Annotated in this window: 17 protein-coding genes; 4 read left to right on the top strand and 13 right to left on the bottom strand. The window is 40.6% G+C overall.

Annotated features, from left to right (window positions below):
- Positions 1-61: 61 nt before the first annotated feature.
- From prmB to IV514_RS08750, 4 genes are read left to right on the top strand one after another with little or no spacing between them, the layout of a single operon-like run.
- Complete coding sequence (prmB, locus tag IV514_RS08765; RefSeq protein WP_206484611.1) at positions 62-1,003, top strand: 50S ribosomal protein L3 N(5)-glutamine methyltransferase; 942 nt, start codon at positions 62-64, stop codon at positions 1,001-1,003.
- A gap of 2 nt (positions 1,004-1,005) precedes the next feature.
- Positions 1,006-2,097, top strand: coding sequence for a chorismate synthase (aroC, locus tag IV514_RS08760; protein ID WP_206484609.1), 1,092 nt, complete (start codon positions 1,006-1,008; stop codon positions 2,095-2,097).
- An 18-nt stretch (positions 2,098-2,115) separates the two neighbouring features.
- The gene (locus tag IV514_RS08755) at positions 2,116-3,288 is read left to right on the top strand and encodes an MFS transporter (RefSeq protein ID WP_206484605.1); all 1,173 of its coding nucleotides are present in this window, start codon (positions 2,116-2,118) and stop codon (positions 3,286-3,288) included.
- 45 nt (positions 3,289-3,333) lie between these two features.
- Entirely contained in the window at positions 3,334-4,074 is a 741-nt protein-coding gene (locus IV514_RS08750) for a transporter substrate-binding domain-containing protein (RefSeq protein ID WP_206484604.1), read from the top strand.
- Positions 4,075-4,102: 28 nt separating this feature from the next.
- Here the strand turns inward: IV514_RS08750 and lipA are convergent, their stop codons facing one another.
- From lipA to leuS, 13 genes are all read right to left on the bottom strand, one after another.
- On the bottom strand, positions 4,103-5,071 hold the full coding sequence (gene lipA, locus IV514_RS08745) for a lipoyl synthase (protein ID WP_206484603.1): 969 nt from the start codon (positions 5,069-5,071) through the stop codon (positions 4,103-4,105).
- Positions 5,061-5,720: a lipoyl(octanoyl) transferase LipB gene (lipB, locus tag IV514_RS08740; protein ID WP_206484599.1), complete on the bottom strand. Its 660-nt coding sequence runs from the start codon at positions 5,718-5,720 to the stop codon at positions 5,061-5,063. Before lipB ends, lipA begins: the two co-directional genes overlap by 11 nt.
- Positions 5,721-5,779: 59 nt before the next feature.
- Positions 5,780-6,043 carry a DUF493 family protein YbeD gene (gene ybeD, locus IV514_RS08735; RefSeq protein ID WP_206484598.1) on the bottom strand — a complete coding sequence of 88 codons (264 nt, stop codon included), beginning with the start codon at positions 6,041-6,043 and terminating at the stop codon, positions 5,780-5,782.
- Between the two features lie 172 nt (positions 6,044-6,215).
- Entirely contained in the window at positions 6,216-7,412 is a 1,197-nt protein-coding gene (locus IV514_RS08730) for a serine hydrolase (protein WP_206484597.1), read from the bottom strand.
- A 165-nt stretch (positions 7,413-7,577) separates the two neighbouring features.
- Positions 7,578-8,360, bottom strand: a complete 783-nt coding sequence (locus IV514_RS08725) for a septal ring lytic transglycosylase RlpA family protein (protein ID WP_206484596.1) — start codon at positions 8,358-8,360, stop codon at positions 7,578-7,580.
- An 11-nt stretch (positions 8,361-8,371) separates the two neighbouring features.
- Positions 8,372-9,487: a rod shape-determining protein RodA gene (gene rodA / locus IV514_RS08720; RefSeq protein WP_206484595.1), complete on the bottom strand. Its 1,116-nt coding sequence runs from the start codon at positions 9,485-9,487 to the stop codon at positions 8,372-8,374.
- A complete protein-coding gene (gene mrdA, locus IV514_RS08715; RefSeq protein ID WP_206484593.1) occupies positions 9,487-11,514 on the bottom strand; it encodes a penicillin-binding protein 2 in 2,028 nt (675 codons plus the stop codon). Before mrdA ends, rodA begins: the two co-directional genes overlap by 1 nt.
- 2 nt (positions 11,515-11,516) lie before the next feature.
- A complete protein-coding gene (rlmH, locus tag IV514_RS08710) occupies positions 11,517-11,987 on the bottom strand; it encodes a 23S rRNA (pseudouridine(1915)-N(3))-methyltransferase RlmH (RefSeq protein ID WP_206484592.1) in 471 nt (156 codons plus the stop codon).
- 9 nt (positions 11,988-11,996) lie between these two features.
- Complete coding sequence (rsfS, locus tag IV514_RS08705) at positions 11,997-12,314, bottom strand: ribosome silencing factor (RefSeq protein ID WP_206484590.1); 318 nt, start codon at positions 12,312-12,314, stop codon at positions 11,997-11,999.
- Between the two features lie 353 nt (positions 12,315-12,667).
- Positions 12,668-13,339: a nicotinate-nucleotide adenylyltransferase gene (gene nadD / locus IV514_RS08700; protein WP_206484585.1), complete on the bottom strand. Its 672-nt coding sequence runs from the start codon at positions 13,337-13,339 to the stop codon at positions 12,668-12,670.
- Positions 13,326-14,369, bottom strand: coding sequence for a DNA polymerase III subunit delta (gene holA, locus IV514_RS08695; protein ID WP_206484583.1), 1,044 nt, complete (start codon positions 14,367-14,369; stop codon positions 13,326-13,328). The genes nadD and holA overlap by 14 nt, the downstream gene beginning before the upstream one ends.
- A gap of 30 nt (positions 14,370-14,399) precedes the next feature.
- Positions 14,400-14,912: an LPS assembly lipoprotein LptE gene (lptE, locus tag IV514_RS08690; RefSeq protein ID WP_206484578.1), complete on the bottom strand. Its 513-nt coding sequence runs from the start codon at positions 14,910-14,912 to the stop codon at positions 14,400-14,402.
- A gap of 36 nt (positions 14,913-14,948) precedes the next feature.
- Entirely contained in the window at positions 14,949-17,528 is a 2,580-nt protein-coding gene (gene leuS / locus IV514_RS08685) for a leucine--tRNA ligase (RefSeq protein WP_206484576.1), read from the bottom strand.
- Positions 17,529-17,578 lie beyond the last annotated feature (50 nt).

Below are 17,578 nucleotides of genomic sequence, written 5' to 3'. Positions count from 1 at the left end.
TCACGCAAGAATAACAAGTAAAACTCATAGTAAATGCTATTAATATGTTGGAGAACTTTGGGTGCAGACGCATTTTAACCAAGAAATTGAACAACAATTGTTAACCGTTGGCGACTTTGTGCGTTTTGCCGCCAGTGAATTTAATCGTGCAGATTTATTTTATGGTCATGGGCATGATAATGCGTGGGATGAAGCAATCACTTTGATCTTATATACCCTTTCCTTGCCTTCGCAGTTATCTGAGCAAATTTTTCATTGCCGATTAACCCATGATGAAAAACAAGCGGTGTTGGCGATTATTGAACGCCGCATCATAGAGCAAAAACCAGCCGCTTATTTAACTAATCAGGCCTATTTTGCGGGTTTGCCTTTCTATGTAGACGAACGCACCTTAGTGCCTCGCTCGCCACTTGCTGAGTGGATTGAAAAGCGTTTTTTCCCATTGATTGCTGAAGGGGAATCGGTGGCGCGTATTTTAGACTTATGTACTGGGAGTGGTTGTATCGCTATCGCATGCGCGCATTATTTTCCTGAAGCAGAAGTCGATGCGGTTGATTTATCGGAAGATGCATTGAATGTTGCCCAAATCAATATTGAGCTGCATGGATTAACAGAACAAGTTATTCCAATTCAATCTGATGTGTTTTCTGGGGTTTCGCAGCAAAAATATGATTTAATTGTCACTAATCCGCCTTATGTTGATCAAGAAGATGTCGATAATCTACCGACAGAATATACCCATGAACCTAGTATCGGGTTAGGAAGTGGGGAAGATGGTTTGGATATCACTAGAAAAATTTTGGCGCAAAGTAGTGAACATTTAACCGATAATGGTCTTTTAGTTTGTGAAGTGGGTAATTCACAGGTACATGTTGAGGCGACATATCCGGAAGTAAATTTTACTTGGTTAACGTTTGAGCGAGGAGGCCATGGGGTCTTTATGTTAACTAAACAGCAATTAGATCAGTATCAAGCAATTTTTAATCAGCGAGTGAAAAAGTAGCAATGTCAGGTAATACATTTGGTAAATTATTTACAGTCACCTCTTTTGGTGAAAGTCATGGTTTAGGTCTAGGGGCCATTATTGATGGCTGTCCTCCTGGCATGGCATTGTCCGAAGAGGATTTACAGGTGGATTTAGATAGACGTCGACCTGGCACATCGCGTTACACAACGGCACGCCGAGAAGCCGATCAAGTGAAAATCCTCTCAGGAGTTTTTGAAGGTAAAACGACCGGAACACCTATTGGCTTAATGATCGAGAACACCGATCAACGCTCGAAAGACTATGGCAATATTGCGCAGAGCTTTCGTCCAGGTCATGCCGATTATACTTATTGGCAGAAATACGGCATTCGCGATTATCGTGGCGGTGGCCGCTCTTCTGCTCGAGAAACGGCAATGCGGGTTGCTGCTGGGGCGGTGGCTAAAAAGTATTTGAAAGAAAAATTTGGTGTCGTGATCAAAGGCTGCGTGACACAAATAGGGCAAGTAAAAGCGGATCAATACGACTGGGATATTGTTGAAAGCAATCCTTTTTTCTTTCCTGACGAGACTAAGCTTGAACAGCTAGACGAGCTATTACGAGGCATTATTAAACAAAAAGATTCGATAGGCGCACGAGTAACCGTTGTTGCTGAAAATGTCCCTGTTGGTCTGGGTGAGCCTATCTTTGATCGATTAGATGCCGATATTGCGCATGGTTTAATGAGTATTAATGCAGTAAAAGGCGTAGAAGTAGGAGATGGCTTTGATGTTGTTGATCAAAAAGGCTCTGAGCACAGAGATGAATTAACACCACAAGGGTTTAAAACTAACCATGCTGGCGGCGTATTGGGTGGTATTTCATCGGGACAGCCGATTGTTGCCCATTTAGCATTAAAGCCGACATCGAGCATTGGTGTTAGTGGTGAGACAGTAGACATTGAAGGTAAGTCAACCGATCTTATTACTAAAGGGCGTCATGATCCTTGTGTTGGCATCCGAGCTGTACCTATTGCTGAGGCGATGCTGGCTTTAACCTTAGTCGATCATTTTCTTCGTCATCGTGGACAGAATGCTGATGTTAAGTGCATTACGCCAGATATATGTCAGTGATCTTATAATGGAGAGTGTATGAGCTCTCCAATTTTTCGTCAGTTATCGTTTAGCTACTTTTGTTATTTCAGCCTATTTGGGCTGGTTATTCCATTTTTACCTGTGTTTCTTGATGGTCGAGGTTTTGACTCTCGAGCGATCGGAGAAATTTTAGCGATTTTCACTGCAACAAAAATTGTTGGTCCTACCTTGTGGGCGATGGTTGCGGATAAGTCTGGTACTCAGTTAAATATTATCCGCTTAGGTGCCAGTTTAGCTTTTGTCTGTTTTACCTTATTGTTTTGGGTACAAGGATTTTGGCCAATTACGTTTGTATTAGCGGTATTTAGTTTGTTTTGGACCGCGATCTTACCGCAACTTGAAGTAATGACGATGCTCTCTATCCGTCGGAGTGCTAAAATTTATTCGCGCATTAGACTATGGGGCAGTGTGGGTTTTATTGTGTTAGCCGTAGCTGCCGGAGAAATTATTGGTCGTTTTAATAGCGAGGCATTTACGATTATCGGCTGGTTGATGTTGCTGCTACTTGCCGTTTCTAGTTGTCTATTAAAACAGCCAAGAGCAAGAGAACAAGGGAGTCATGAGTCTGCGTCCATTATTGGTAAACTGCTTGCGACTAATTTTATCTTGTTTTTTATTGCTGGATTACTTTTGCAAATGAGTTTTGGCCCTTACTATAGTTTTTTCGCGCTATATTTAAGAGATCTGGCATACCCTGATGTCGCCGTGGGCTTTTTGATCAGTTTAGGTGTTGTTGCTGAAATTGGTATTTTCTTTATTGCCGGTACGCTTTACACTTATTTTGGCGCTCGCATACTGATCACATTCAGCTTGTTTATTACCGGAGTGCGTTGGTATTTAACGGGGCATTTTGCAGACAGTTTACTGGTGTTACTCATTGCTCAGCTGTGTCATGCGGCAAGCTTTGGCCTTTACCATAGTGCGTCTATTCAATTTTTGCAGCAACATTTCCAATCCAATCAACAAAACCGTGGTCAAGCTATCTATATTGCTGGGGTTTACGGTGTTGGCGGTGCTTTGGGTGCATATATCTCTGGTATAGTTTGGCAAGATGGCTTGGGGGCTCTACCAGCTTTTGAATACGCTGCGATAGCTTGTGTTATTGCAGGTTTATTAGCCTGTTTTATTTACCCGAAAAATGTGAAATTAAATAAACTTGTGAATGAATAGTTGCTTGCCTATAGTAAGCAATGTGAGTCCAGTTTTAGGTGTTCAATGCGATTTTTTGTTTGTTTACTATTTTTCGGTATAGCCAGTTGTTACGCTGAAAAGTTAGTGATCGCTTTTGAGCCTTTTCCACCATTTATCACTGAACAACGCCAAGGCTTAACCGTCGATATGTTGCGTGAAATAGAAAAAATCTCAGATCTGAGCTTTGATATAAAAATCATGACCTATGCGCGTGCAAAGCATGAATTAAAACATGGGCGGATCGATATTGCAGGTCATACACCTAAAAATATTGAAACAGATGACTTTTACCAATATGCACTCGAATTGGAGTGGCAGATCCAAACAACTTCCGATCTTTTCTCATTTGATGCAGATTTATTTAATAGCGAACAGCTAAAATTAAACAAAATTGGTACAACTACTGGGAATGCATCATTTTTTGCTGAGCAACTTGGCGTGGATAAATCTGTATTTACAGAAGTAAGAACGCTAAATCAATTAGTCGAAATGTTTATTAAAAAACGTATTGATCTAATATTGTTTGAGCGTGCATCGGTAATGACGCTTTTGGCGCAAAAAAATGTTTATGGGGTTCACTATCAATCGATTGGTATTATCCCTGCGAGCATGGCTGTAAGCAATAATGCAAAAGGACGAGCTCTCAAGAAGCGGCTTGATACAGCAATTAAGCAGCTTGATTTAGATGCTTTATTTTCGGGGTATTTAAAATACATTTATTTACCCTCACCTGGCGTGACGTCAATAATGACTGAGAAAAATTGATAATCAGGCATTATTGACGCCAACAATATTATTTTACTTCTTCGCCTGCTGCTTGCTTATCTGCATGATATGACGATCGTACTAATGGGCCGCAAGCTGCATGCTCAAACCCCATTTTCATCGCTTCTTCCTGGAACATGTTAAATTCATCCGGATGGACATAACGTTTTACTGGTAAATGATCTTTACTTGGCTGCAAATATTGACCTATGGTGAGCATGGTTACTCCATGTGCACGTAAGTCTCGCATTACTTCTAATATTTCTTCGTTTGTTTCGCCTAAACCTACCATTAAGCCTGATTTGGTTTTTACTTCAGGGTTTGCTTCACCAAATTTTTTCAGTAAATCAAGTGACCATTGGTAGTTAGCACCAGGACGTGCTTGAGTGTATAAACGCGGTGCTGTTTCTAAATTGTGATTGAACACATGCGGCGGATGTTGGTTTAAGATCTCTAAGGCTTTATCCATTCGACCGCGAAAATCGGGTACGAGTATTTCAATTTTGGTTTGAGGTGCTAATTCACTAATTTCTTTAATACACTCAGCAAATTGTTGGGCTCCGCCATCACGTAAATCATCACGATCAACTGAGGTGATCACCACATATTTAAGTGCCATATCCTTGAGCGTAAGCGCTAATTTTCTTGGCTCTTCGGCATCTGGTGCAAGTGGACGCCCATGACCCACATCGCAGAATGGGCAACGTCTGGTACAAATATCACCAAGGATCATAAATGTTGCCGTACCATGGTTAAAGCACTCAGATAGGTTAGGACAAGAGGCTTCTTCACACACTGAGTGTAAGTCGTGTTTACGTAAGGCTGATTTTATATTGTCAATGCGCTCAGAGGTGCGTGGTAATTTTATTCGAAGCCACTCTGGTTTTCTTAACATTTCTGATTTTTCAGAAGGAACCACTTTAATTGGAATATGGGCTAACTTTTCAGCATCACGTAATTTGGTACCTGGCGCAATGCGAGATGATTTAATGGTCATTGAATGACTCCAATCCTGTTTGATAACGAATATCGTCAACTGCTAACAGTGAGGACATATGTTTCACTAAAGTAATACCTGCTTGCTCAATCGTGTTGAGATCACTTATAGCAGATGTTTGTATCATTTCTAATCCTGCGTAACCGCAAGGATTGATGCGTAAAAAAGGTTCGAGATCCATGTTAATATTCAATGCTAAACCATGAAATGAACACCCTTTTCTAACACGTAAGCCTAACGAGGCAATTTTTTTCTCATCAACATATACACCCGGAGCATCCGCTTTAGCGTATGCAGTGATTTGATGTTCAGCCAATGCGGCAATAATACCATTTTCAATTAAGGTCACTAAGTCGCGTACACCCATCTTGCGACGACGTAAATTGATCATAAAATACATCACTTGTTGACCGGGACCGTGATAAGTGACTTGACCACCACGATCAACTTTTACTACGGGAATATCACCAGGTAGCAGAAGATGTTCTTCTTTACCTGCTTGCCCTTGAGTAAATACCGCGGGGTGTTCTACCAACCATAGTTCGTCCAGAGTGTTATCGTCACGATTGTCTGTAAAATGCTGCATCGCCTGCCATACAGAGACATAATCAAGCTGATCAAGCTGTCGGACAATAAGTGTGTTGTTCAAGGTGCTGCCTTAACTATTTCGGTTAATGAGGTCGATTGTTTAATGAATGACGATTTTCTTTATAATACGTATCTAACTTGTTCTATTGTTGTTAACGATTGATAAATAAGCTCAATATGCTCCTTGCTGGTCACAGTAACCGCAATCGATACAGAGTGATAATTTCCTTTAGAACTTGGCTTAATTTTAGGGGAATAATCGCCAGGGGTGTGCTTTTGCAACTCAGCAATAATTAGATCGGGTAACTCGTCACACGCGACACCCATTACTTTAAAATTTAAAACAGTTGGAAAATCAAGTAGTTCGTCAAATTTCGTTTTCATTTAGGCTCTCATACTTACCAATTTAATGCTTGGTAATAAAATTACTACGGGTATTTTATCATTAAATGCTGGTAAGCAAAATGGTGACGTTTTATCTTAAATCAAGTTTAGGGTAAAAATAAAAAAGCCCAGTATTCACTGGGCTTAGTTATTGAGATTTTGCAATCAATGATTAATTAACAAATTGTAATTTTACATAATCGAGTAGGCGGTCGAAAATGCCTCCTTCATTGATTTCTTGTAAGGTCACTAGTGGATATTCACCAATATCTTCACCACCAAGTTGTAAGAATACTTTACCAACAACTTCACCTTTGGCTAAAGGGGCGATGAGCTGTTTGTTTAGTTCAAAATTTGCTTGTAAATTTTTACGTTGACCACGAGGAATAGTAATTGGCGTATCTTCTAAAATACCTAAGTCAACTTCTTTAGTATTGCCCATCCAAACGCGATTAGAGACAAATTTTTCTCCTGCGCTATATGGGGTATATGTTTCAAAGAAACGGAAACCGTAGTTTAATAATTTCTTACTTTCTACTTTTCTGGCGCGTTCACTTTCCGTGCCCATGACCACGCTGATCAAGCGCATATCACCCTTGGTAGCCGAGGTCACTAAGCTATATCCTGCTTGCGAAGTGTGTCCGGTTTTAAGGCCGTCAACATTCATGCTTTTATCCCACAATAAGCCATTGCGATTGTATTGTTTGATATTGTTAAAAGTAAATGATTTTTGCTTGTATATCTCGTACTCGCTGGGTACGTCTCTGATCAAAGCCGTTGCTAACGTTGCCATATCTCTTGGCGTTGTTTTATGTTCGGTACTGTCAAGGCCATGACTGTTTTCAAAGTAGCTACTGCTCATTCCTAATTGTTCAGCATGTGCATTCATTAAATCAGCAAATGCATCTTCACTGCCGGCAATATGCTCTGCCATCGCAATACACGCATCATTACCAGAAGCAACAATAATCCCTTGGTTTAACAACTCAACGGAGACTTCTTTGCCTACTTCTAAAAACATTAAAGATGAACCCTTTAATACCGGGTTGCCTGTTGCCCATGCATTTTTACTAATTTTTACCTGATCTTGGTTAGTGATATTACCCGTTTGAAGTTCTTTCCCGATGATGTAGCTGGTCATCATTTTGGTTAAACTTGCTGGTGCTAGTAACGCATCGGCATTGCCTTCTGCGATCACTTTACCTGTGGTGTAATCAATTAAGATATGTCCTTTCGCATTAATTTGCGGCGCGGACGGGATAATGGTTGATGCATGGCTTACTGAAGCGACAGACAAGGTGAAAGCAGCAAATATACTTAACAGTTTTTGAGATTTTTTTATTGTATTTTTGGCCAATTGAGAGGGCATAGCTATCCTGTGAATATCTAATTGTTGAACAAGCCCTTTTAAGCTTGAACATGAAGAATTAAAACGAATTTCAGCAGTATACCAGTTTTATTTGCGAATTCTACGCTAGTGATAAGCAAATTGTATCTTTTAGTGAATTTACCAACTATGCATTAAATACAGTATCTAGGGAGCGGTTTTAAATGCGTTAGGATAACCATTGCTTTTTAGCTGACTGAGGACAGAATTGATGTTGTCATTCCCTTTGATTGGGCCTACTTGTACTTTATACAAGCCGGCTTTTTTGATGGTTTTAGTCGGTAATTGGTAAAGAGAAGTAATGGCGTTGGCTGTTTTATCTGCTAAAGCGGTATTTTGCGTGGCAAATACTTGAATATAGGCAATTTGTTCAGCTGCAGGCTTGCTAACAATATGAGGAGGATTGTGATTAAAGTCAGTGATAGCTTCAATTACGACATTGGCGGTGCCTGTTGTTAACATATCCAGTTTATAAGCGGCACTGTAGGATAAATCAATAATCCGATTTTGATGAAAAGGGCCTCGATCATTTACTCTGACAATAACGCTTTTATTATTCGCTTTATTGGTAACTTTAACATACGTAGGTAAGGGGAGGTTTTTATGGGCAGCACTCATCCCGTACATATTATAAATTTCGCCATTAGAGGTTAAATGTCCGTGAAATTTATTGCCGTACCAAGACGCAACACCATGTTCTTTAAAGTTCTTCGCTGAACTTAATACCTGGTAATGTTTACCACGCACTTGATAGTTGCTGTTACCTCCTCGACTTTTAGCCTCAGCTCGGGGTATCGCATCTCGTAATTCAGTAGACGTTGGTTGTCGGGTAGGCGTGCTGTCATGGCGTTGCTGATAGCGACCATATTGGCTACTACAGCCATGGAGAAAGAGAATAATACTGATAATAATGAGTGGTTTATTAAACATGATATTATTCCTTACATGATAAAGCGGCGATGAGTACTGATCGCCATAATGATACCAAAACCTGCCATCAAGGTGACCATGGAAGTACCTCCGTAGCTTACCAGCGGTAAAGGAACACCTACAACGGGAAGTAAGCCCGATACCATACCAATATTGACAAAGACATAAACAAAAAAGGTTAAGGTGAGGCTACCGGCTAATAGTTTGGTAAAAGCATGTTGTGCATTGCTGGCAATCCATAAACCACGCATCACAATAGCAAGGTAAACCAGTAGCAACAAAGTTACTCCCATTAAGCCAAATTCTTCACTAAACACTGCGAAAATAAAATCAGTATGACGTTCAGGTAAAAACTCCAGCTGAGATTGTGTGCCCTGAAGCCAGCCCTTGCCATGCAAACCGCCCGAGCCTATCGCAATTTTTGATTGAATGATGTGATACCCTGAACCTAGTGGATCTTGCTCTGGGTTTAAGAAGGTTAATACACGTTGTTTTTGATAATCTTTCATTAAAAACAGCCAGAGTATTGGCGCGAATGCTGACGCCAAAATAGCGCAGCCTCCAATGAGCTTCCAACTGGCACCTGCGAGAAAAATAACAAAAATACCTGAACTGGCAATTAACAGTGAGGTGCCTAAATCGGGTTGTTTAGCAATGAGTAAGGTTGGAATTAAAAGTAAAATAAATGCCGCAATTATGTGTACAAGTTTTGTCGGTAAATCAAACTGACTGACATACCAAGCAACCGCGATTGGCACAATAAGTTTCATCACTTCTGATGGTTGAAACATGGCAACGCCTAAATTGAGCCAACGTCGACTACCATTGATCACCTGTCCAAAAAACATGACACTAACTAATAGCAAAATACCGATAATAAACACGGGAACGGCCCATTTTCGATAAACAAGCGGAGGTATTTGTGCAATGGCAAACATCACAAATAATGCAATCCCCATGTTTCTTGCCTGCTTTATCGCCATATCAACGCTTTGTCCTCCAGCACTATAAACAATGCAAAGACCTAAGGTCATTAGGATCAAAATGCCCGCGAGTAACGGCAGATCAATATGGAGCTTTTGCCATAAAGTGCGTGTTTTTTGTTGATCATGACCCGTTGAACGCATTAGTTATTACCCGTTGTGTTATTTTCAAGGTATTGTTCTCCATAAGTATTATCATGAAGAGGGTGCTTGGTTTTACTGACAATGACGCGATCGCCAAAATATTGATCCATCATTTGACGAGCCACAGGAGCAGCATTACTACCACCACCACCTTTAGCAACGTTTTCAATAGCCACAGCAACAACGATTTCAGGGTGTTCGAACGGTGCAAATGCAACGAACATTGCATTATCTCGCTGACTTTCTTGGGTCGCTTCAGCATCATATTCTTGATCTTGGGCCAAGTTAGCTGTTTGCGCTGATCCTGTTTTACCAGCTGCATCATATTTGCTGCCGATAAAAGCTTTATGGGCAGTTGCTCCTGGTTTTTGAACCGTGTTATGCATGCCATCGAGTACTATGTCCCAATATTTGGCATCTTTCAGCACTATTGGTCTTTTCTCATCAATCGGATGTGCTTTGGTGACGAGTTTTTGTTGGGGTAATTGTTCGCCTGTTTGTGGTTCGTTGGTATTGTCACTATCAGTGGCAGACTGATCGACAGCTATCACTTCGGTTGTGGCTTTTAATAAGTGTGGTACCTTAATTTGTCCTTTATTGACTAGAATTGAAACGGCTTGGGCAAGTTGTAGAGGTGTCACTGACCAGTAGCTCTGACCTATACCGACTGATAATGTTTCACCGGTATACCAAGGTCGATTTTTTCGGGCGCGTTTCCACTCGACACTGGGCATAATACCGCGACTTTCTTCATAAATATCAATACCTGTATGCTCACCAAAGCCAAACTTTTCCATCATACGGGCGATACGGGTTATCCCCAGCTTATATGCTAGGTCATAATAATAGACATTACAGGACTGTTCTAATGACTTGGTTAAGTTGACTTTACCGTGACCCCATTTTTTCCAATCTCGACGTTTATTTTCTACCCCTTTCAATTGATAAAAGCCAGGGTCATAAATCTCTGTTTCTGGCGTAATAATCCCTTCTTCTAAGCCTGTAAGAGCCAATAATGGTTTAATGGTTGAAGCGGGCGGATAACCAGAACCTGACACGGTACGATTAATTAAAGGGCGGTTACGTGAACTTAAAATGTTTTTATAATCACGGGTGCTAATGCCGTGAACAAATAAATTACCGTTATAACTAGGGTTTGAATACATGGCAAGCACACCGCCATCTCTAGGATCAATAGCAACTACAGCCCCACGTTTACCTGATAATGCTCGCTTAGCAATCATTTGCAGTTCTATATCTAAGGTCAGGGTTAAATCTTTACCGGGAATAGGTGGCGTGAAGTCTAATGTTCGTATAATACGTCCTTGGTTATTAACTTCTACCTCTTGGTGTCCTACGGTGCCATGTAAAATGTCCTGGTAATACTTTTCTAGTCCTAATTTACCTATATTGCGGGTTGCCGCATAATTTTCTGTTTTGTTTTGCTCTTCTAGCATGATCGCATCATGGCCATTAATACGGGCAACATAACCGATTGAATGAGTGGTTAAATCAGCAAATGGATAGTAGCGCTTGAGTCTGGCATCAATAAAAACCCCTGGAAATTTATGTTGGTTGACTGAAAACATTGCTACTTGTTGTTCGCTAAGGCGCGATTGTAATTCAATTGGCTTGAAACGGCGTTTGCTTCGTAGTGACTTAAAGAGTTTTTCTTGTTTTTCTTTTGATATATCAAGTAACTCACTGACTTCAGTAATGGTTTTTTCGAGATCTTTGACCTGCTCAGGGATGATTTCAATACTGTAGATTGCTTTATTTTCAGCCAATAATACATTGTTGCGATCGTAAATCAGTCCTCTGTTCGGAGCGACAGGAAGTAATTTTATTCGGTTTGAATTTGAACGCGTTTGATATTTTTCGTAAGAACTAATTTCCAATTCATAAATATTATTGAATAAGATCAATATTAACGTACAGACACCTAAAAAAGCGATAAAGGCTCTGCGAGCGAATAGGTTAGCTTCTGCGCTATGATTTCGAATAACAACGCGTTTATTTTTCCGCATGGTTACTCTCTGTGATAAGGATGGTTATTGTTTATACTCCAAGCCCGATAGAGGCTTTCGGCGACAAGTACGCGTACCATAGGATGCGGCAATGTTAAGGGTGACAGTGACCATTTTTGCTCTGAAGCCTCGATACATGCCGGCGCTAACCCTTCCGGTCCTCCCACTAATAACGCGACATCTCGGCTATCAAGTTGCCACTTTTCAAGTTGCTTGGCAAGCTGTGGTGTTGTCCAAGGTTTTCCCTCAACTTCTAGTGTGACAATACGGCAACCTTTTGGAATAGCAGCCAGCATTTGCTCACCTTCTTTTTCAAGGATGCGCGCAATATCGGCATTTTTTCCTCGTTTGCCCGGGGAGATTTCAACCAAATGAAATGACATATCACGAGGGAATCGACGGCTGTATTCGTTGAAACCTTGTGTGATCCAATTCGGCATTTTATTGCCGACTGCGTAGAGTGTGATACGCATTAGCTGAAATTATTCCCAGAGTTGTTCAAGTTGGTATTTATCACGGCTTTCATCGGTCATGATGTGGATCACGATATCGCCTAAATCAACCAAGGCCCATTCGCCAACATCATTACCTTCGATGCCTAAAGGTTCGACACCTTCTGCGCGACAGTCTGTGACTAATGATTGTGCGATGGATTTTACATGACGACTGGAGTTGCCTGAGGCAACGATCATGTAGTCGGCAAAGTCGGACTTATCAGCAATATCTAACGTGGTAATATCGCGACCTTTCATGTCTGCTATTTTTTCAGTGACAAAAGCGGTTAATGCTTTATTTTGCAAAGTTACTTCTCTTTTAATGTTAAGTTGTTTAATAACCCAATGGGCTGTTGATCTTTGCTGTTTAATTTTTGTTCGAGAGAAAAGCGTTTTAATCACGGCGTGAGGATTGACGCCTAGTCATCTAAGCAAATCTCCTCACAACACCCAGTTAAACGCTTTTAAGCGAACCTTTCAGGCAGCGTTTGTTGTCATTTCTACTGTGTTAGCACTTTTTCATGTGGAACAACCACAGATCAAAAGTACTGCCTTGTATAAATCTCCAACAAACTGCTGAAAAAATAAACTTGAAGTTCAACAGCCCTTAGATAATACCACTAAATTTTTACTAGGTTAACCGTCTAGAGACGCACTGATTAAAGATAAAGTTGCTGTTGCTTTATATAACTGATGATATTTGAAGGTAATTTATTGTTATCAAATATGTTTTTTGATATTTCATCACGTATTTCAGTCGATGATATATCAAGGGCTTGTTGTTGGTGGAAAATGATCTTTCCCGATGTTAAATGGTGTAACTGCGCTAATGTTTCCACAAAGTGTGCTGACAATTCCTTCATTGATGGCGTGTGCAAGTCTACCGGCTGATAGCCTGGCCTCACATTGACCACTATATGGCAAAGTTCTAAGATGGTTTGCCATTGATGCCAAGTGGTGAAGCTGAGTAGTGAATCCATCCCCATGACAAAAAATAACTGGCTGTGAGGTTGTTCCTGTTTAAGTTCTGTTAATGTATCGACTGTGTAAGAAGCTTTAGTACGAGCTAATTCTCTGGTATCAAGTTTTAGTATGGGAAATTGCTGACAAACCAGTTCTACCATGGCTTTACGTTGTTGTGCGTTGGCCGTAGTATTGTGTTTATGAGGGGGAATGTGGGCTGGCACTAGGTGCAAGCATTCAAGCCCTAACCATTGAGCTGTTTCTATGGCAGGGAAAATATGCCCATGATGGATTGGATCAAAAGTTCCTCCCAGTATGCCGATACGATGAAGTTGCTTTGTCTCTGACTGCCGTTTAGTTGTATTCATAGTTCAGTGATAAGTTTTTCATCTGCTCACTGTGATATAAGGTAACAATCACATCGGCTAATAAAATGAAAGGATTAAAGTCACTGGCACTTTTTGACTGAAAATCGACTTCAGCAATGCGCGATAAGGCAAGCGCCAGACTGCGCGAAGAGAGAGTATTGAGAGCTTGTTGATAAAGTGGCTTTCTTTTGTCCCATATACGATACTCGCTGCACAGTTTGTTGAAGGTTTCCCCTAGCTCCATACGTTGTTGCATTGTTGCTAATTGTTTGACTTCTTTATGAACAAACCAAATTAATTGACCAATAGCGGTTCCGTCTTGTTGTAACTGATCTAACATAGCAACTGCTTTTTTGATATCGCCTGTTAGTACAGCATCAATAAGTTGGAAAGGATTAAACTTTGCTTGTTTAATTAGCAATTGTTCGGCATCTTCACTGGTGATCAGCTGTTGGCCGAATAAGATCGCTAATTTTTGTAACTCTTGATCTAATGCGTTTAAATTACCTTCAAATAATTCTGCTAATTGCAGCACCACATCGGGCTGAATATTGAGCTGATATTGCCTTGCCTGGTTTTGGATCCAATGGCTTAATGGTTTACCTTCAATATCATATAAAGGCACAAAGCAGCCTTGAGATTCGAGTGATTTAAACCATTTTCTTTTTTGACCAGCGCCATCAAGTTTTTGACCATGTATGAGCAATAACACATCTTGATGAAGCTGTTGACTAAGCTCGCTTAGTACTTTGCTACCTTTATCGCCTATCTTATTGCTGGTCAGTTCCACTTCAATAATGCGCTGGTTAGCAAACAAGCTCATCGCTTGATATTCTTGCTCTAGTTCAGACCAATCAAATTTTTCGTCAACGGTCAGGCGTATCAGTTCTTCATAGCCTTGCTGCTTGAAATGTTGTTTGATCGTGACCAGGCTATTGTTTTTTTGCCAAGGTTCATCACCAAAAATTAACCAAACAGGCTTGAATCCTTGATTAACAGTATTGATTAATTGATTGTGATAAATTCGCATAGGCGATAGCAATCCTTAAAGCTCAGTAGGCTATGATTGAATACTGGCCATAGAACGTAAAATTTTATCTGCTGCATCTAGGCGCATTTCACGTAACATTAATGCCAGTTCACGACTTTTAGCTAAGGCAAAGTTGGGATCATCCTGATAGTTGCGATTGATCTCAAATTTAAATGATTGCTTCTCTTTGTTGGCCCGTAAAATTTCATAGCGCACCGTGTAAATTAGCTCATATTCTGCCACTTGACCATTGGGGAATACTGATAATGTTCGACGGTCTAGCTTATCTTTGAGGATGCGCATTTGTGGTAGATCATCACTGAATTGTTTTACCACATTGACTCGGTTACGGATCAAATGTTGTTTAACAATGCGGGTGAGTTCACCATATTGATCCACAGAGCTAACATAAATGGTTTGCAATTCTGGCGACAATAAGTAATTGCCGCGTAACTGAAAGCCACAAGCAGCAAGCAGTAAAGTGCATAGGATCATACTATGCACTTTCGCTTTATGGTGTAAGTAATCACTTACTCTTTTCATCTAATTAACCTATTGTATCGACAATGACTCACAGGGTTAATTGGCCACAATATTGAGTAGTTTGCCTGGGACAAAAATAACTTTACGCACGGTTTTGCCTTCAACAAACTTAGCAACGTTTTCTTCTGCCAAACCTTTTGCTTCTACTTGATCTTTGTCTGCATCAGCGGCAACTGTGATTTTACCACGTAGCTTACCATTGACTTGTACTATGATAAGTTTCTCATCTTCAACCAATGCTGACTCATCAACTTGCGGCCATAAAGTATCTTCTACTAAGTTGCCATTACCGATCACTGACCATAAATGGTGTGCCAGATGAGGGACAATTGGGCTTAACATTAATACCATCGCTTGAATAGCTTCTAACATGACGGCACGGTCTTCTGTGCTGTCAGTTTTTGCTTTACTCAAGTGGTTCATTAATTCCATAATTGCGGCGATGGCAGTATTGAAAGTATTTCTACGACCAATATCATCACTGACTTTTTTAATGGTTTTATGTAATTCTCGGCGTAATGTTTTTTGATCGCTATTGAGCCTTAACCCTTCAACCGCAACAGCTTGTTCACCTTGGGTGAAGTCATGTACAAGTTTCCAGACACGTTTTAAGAAACGATGAGCCCCTTCAACTCCTGAGTCAGACCATTCAAGCGTTTGCTCTGGTGGCGAAGTAAACATGATAAACAAACGAACGGTGTCTGCACCATATTGTTCAATGACATGTTGTGGATCAATACCGTTATTTTTTGACTTCGACATTTTGCTCATACCCGCAGAAATTACAGGTTGACCGTCTAGTTTACTGATGGCTGAAGTGACTTGACCTTTTTCATTGCGCTCAACGGTAACGTCTGATGGTGCAATCCACTCTTGACCACCATTTGCTGCTTCGCGATAGTAAGTATCTGCTAATACCATGCCTTGACATAATAAGCTTTTAAATGGTTCATTACTTTGTACTAAGCCAACATCTCGTAGCAGTTTATGGAAAAAGCGTGCATATAATAAATGTAAAATAGCATGTTCAATACCACCAATGTATTGGTCAACAGGTAACCAATAATTAGCTTTTTCTGGATCCAACATTTGCCCGTCTTCATTTGGTGAGCAATAACGGGCGTAATACCATGAAGATTCCATAAAGGTATCAAAGGTGTCTGTTTCACGAAATGCCGCTTCCCCATTGTATGTGGTTTTGGCCCACTCTTTATCGTCTTTGATTGGCGAAGTAACACCATTCATTACCACATCTTCGGGTAATTCAACTGGTAGCTGATCTTCAGGAACCGGCACGGATTCACCGTTGGCTAAATTGATCATTGGGATTGGTGCACCCCAGTAACGCTGGCGTGAAACACCCCAATCGCGTAGGCGGTAATTAACCGTGACTTTACCTTTGCCTTGAGCAATTAACTTATCAGAGATAGCTTTAAAAGCGTCATCAAAAGCCAAGCCGTCAAATTCTCCTGAATTGATCAGGGCATTTTTTTCGACAATCGCCGCTTTGTTGATGTCATCTCCATCGCTTGCGGTGATGACTTGCTTGATGGGTAAGCCGTATTTAGTGGCAAATTCCCAATCACGTTGATCATGACCTGGTACCGACATGACTGCGCCTGAGCCGTAATCCATCAAAACAAAGTTAGCTGCCCAAACGGCAACTAATTCACCAGTGAGTGGATGGATCGCTTTTAATCCGGTATCGACGCCTTTTTTCTCCATAGTCGCCATATCGGCTTCTGTGGCGTTATTGCTTTTACATTCTGCAATAAAGTCGGCTAATGCTGGATTGTTTTTCGCTGCTTCAAGCGCTAATGGGTGTTGGGCTGCAAGTGCCACATAGGTAACCCCCATCAAGGTATCTGGACGGGTTGTATAGATGTCAAAGCTGTCACTAGAATCAGCTACCTGAAAGGTCATTTCAACCCCTTCAGAGCGTCCAATCCAGTTTTTTTGCATAGTTTTTACTTGTTCAGGCCAGCCATCTAACTGGTCTAAATCATTTAGTAATTCTTCAGCATAATCGGTAATTTTGATAAACCATTGTGGGATTTCTTTTTTCTCTACAATGGCTCCAGAGCGCCAACCTCTACCGTCAATGACTTGCTCGTTAGCAAGTACGGTTTGATCAACTGGATCCCAGTTTACTGTGGCATTTTTCTTGTACACTAAGCCTTTTTCATAAAGCTTGGTAAAGAACCATTGTTCCCAACGATAATAGTCTTTTTTACAAGTGGCTAATTCACGATCCCAATCATAACCAAACCCTAATAACTTCAATTGATTTTTCATGTAATCAATATTTTGATAGGTCCATTTGGCAGGAGCTGAGTTATTTTTTATCGCAGCATTTTCAGCAGGTAAACCAAAAGAGTCCCAACCCATAGGTTGCATGACGTTTTTGCCTTGCATGCGCTGATAACGAGAAATCACATCGCCTAAGCTGTAATTACGAACGTGACCCATGTGTAATTTACCGCTTGGGTATGGGAACATAGAAAGACAGTAAAACTTTTCTTTTTCTGGTTGTTCTTCTGCTTTAAAAGTTTTGTTATCTGCCCAAAATGCTTGCACTTCAGCTTCAATTGATTGTGGATTGTAGATGGATTCCATTAATGATTTTCTCAAAAAAATTTGATGTGATGCCGATGCTTATTTTGTTT

The organism is Thalassotalea sp. G2M2-11, assembly GCF_017168195.1.
Lineage (GTDB): Bacteria > Pseudomonadota > Gammaproteobacteria > Enterobacterales > Alteromonadaceae > Thalassotalea_E.
This window is presented reverse-complemented; position numbering and strand designations above follow the sequence as displayed.

Excerpts from the sequence above, each read along its gene's own strand:
- ybeD (WP_206484598.1), bottom strand. The coding sequence starts at position 6,043 with ATGAAAACGAAATTTGACGAACTACTTGATTTTCCAACTGTTTTAAAT.
- rlmH (WP_206484592.1), bottom strand. The coding sequence starts at position 11,987 with ATGCGTATCACACTCTACGCAGTCGGCAATAAAATGCCGAATTGGATC.
- lipA (WP_206484603.1), bottom strand. The coding sequence starts at position 5,071 with ATGACCATTAAATCATCTCGCATTGCGCCAGGTACCAAATTACGTGAT.
- IV514_RS08755 (WP_206484605.1), top strand. The coding sequence starts at position 2,116 with ATGAGCTCTCCAATTTTTCGTCAGTTATCGTTTAGCTACTTTTGTTAT.
- IV514_RS08730 (WP_206484597.1), bottom strand. The coding sequence starts at position 7,412 with ATGCCCTCTCAATTGGCCAAAAATACAATAAAAAAATCTCAAAAACTG.
- IV514_RS08725 (WP_206484596.1), bottom strand. The coding sequence starts at position 8,360 with ATGTTTAATAAACCACTCATTATTATCAGTATTATTCTCTTTCTCCAT.
- mrdA (WP_206484593.1), bottom strand. The coding sequence starts at position 11,514 with ATGCGGAAAAATAAACGCGTTGTTATTCGAAATCATAGCGCAGAAGCT.
- lptE (WP_206484578.1), bottom strand. The coding sequence starts at position 14,912 with ATGAAAAGAGTAAGTGATTACTTACACCATAAAGCGAAAGTGCATAGT.
- nadD (WP_206484585.1), bottom strand. The coding sequence starts at position 13,339 with ATGAATACAACTAAACGGCAGTCAGAGACAAAGCAACTTCATCGTATC.
- aroC (WP_206484609.1), top strand. The coding sequence starts at position 1,006 with ATGTCAGGTAATACATTTGGTAAATTATTTACAGTCACCTCTTTTGGT.
- IV514_RS08750 (WP_206484604.1), top strand. The coding sequence starts at position 3,334 with ATGCGATTTTTTGTTTGTTTACTATTTTTCGGTATAGCCAGTTGTTAC.
- rodA (WP_206484595.1), bottom strand. The coding sequence starts at position 9,487 with ATGCGTTCAACGGGTCATGATCAACAAAAAACACGCACTTTATGGCAA.
- holA (WP_206484583.1), bottom strand. The coding sequence starts at position 14,369 with ATGCGAATTTATCACAATCAATTAATCAATACTGTTAATCAAGGATTC.
- leuS (WP_206484576.1), bottom strand. The coding sequence starts at position 17,528 with ATGGAATCCATCTACAATCCACAATCAATTGAAGCTGAAGTGCAAGCA.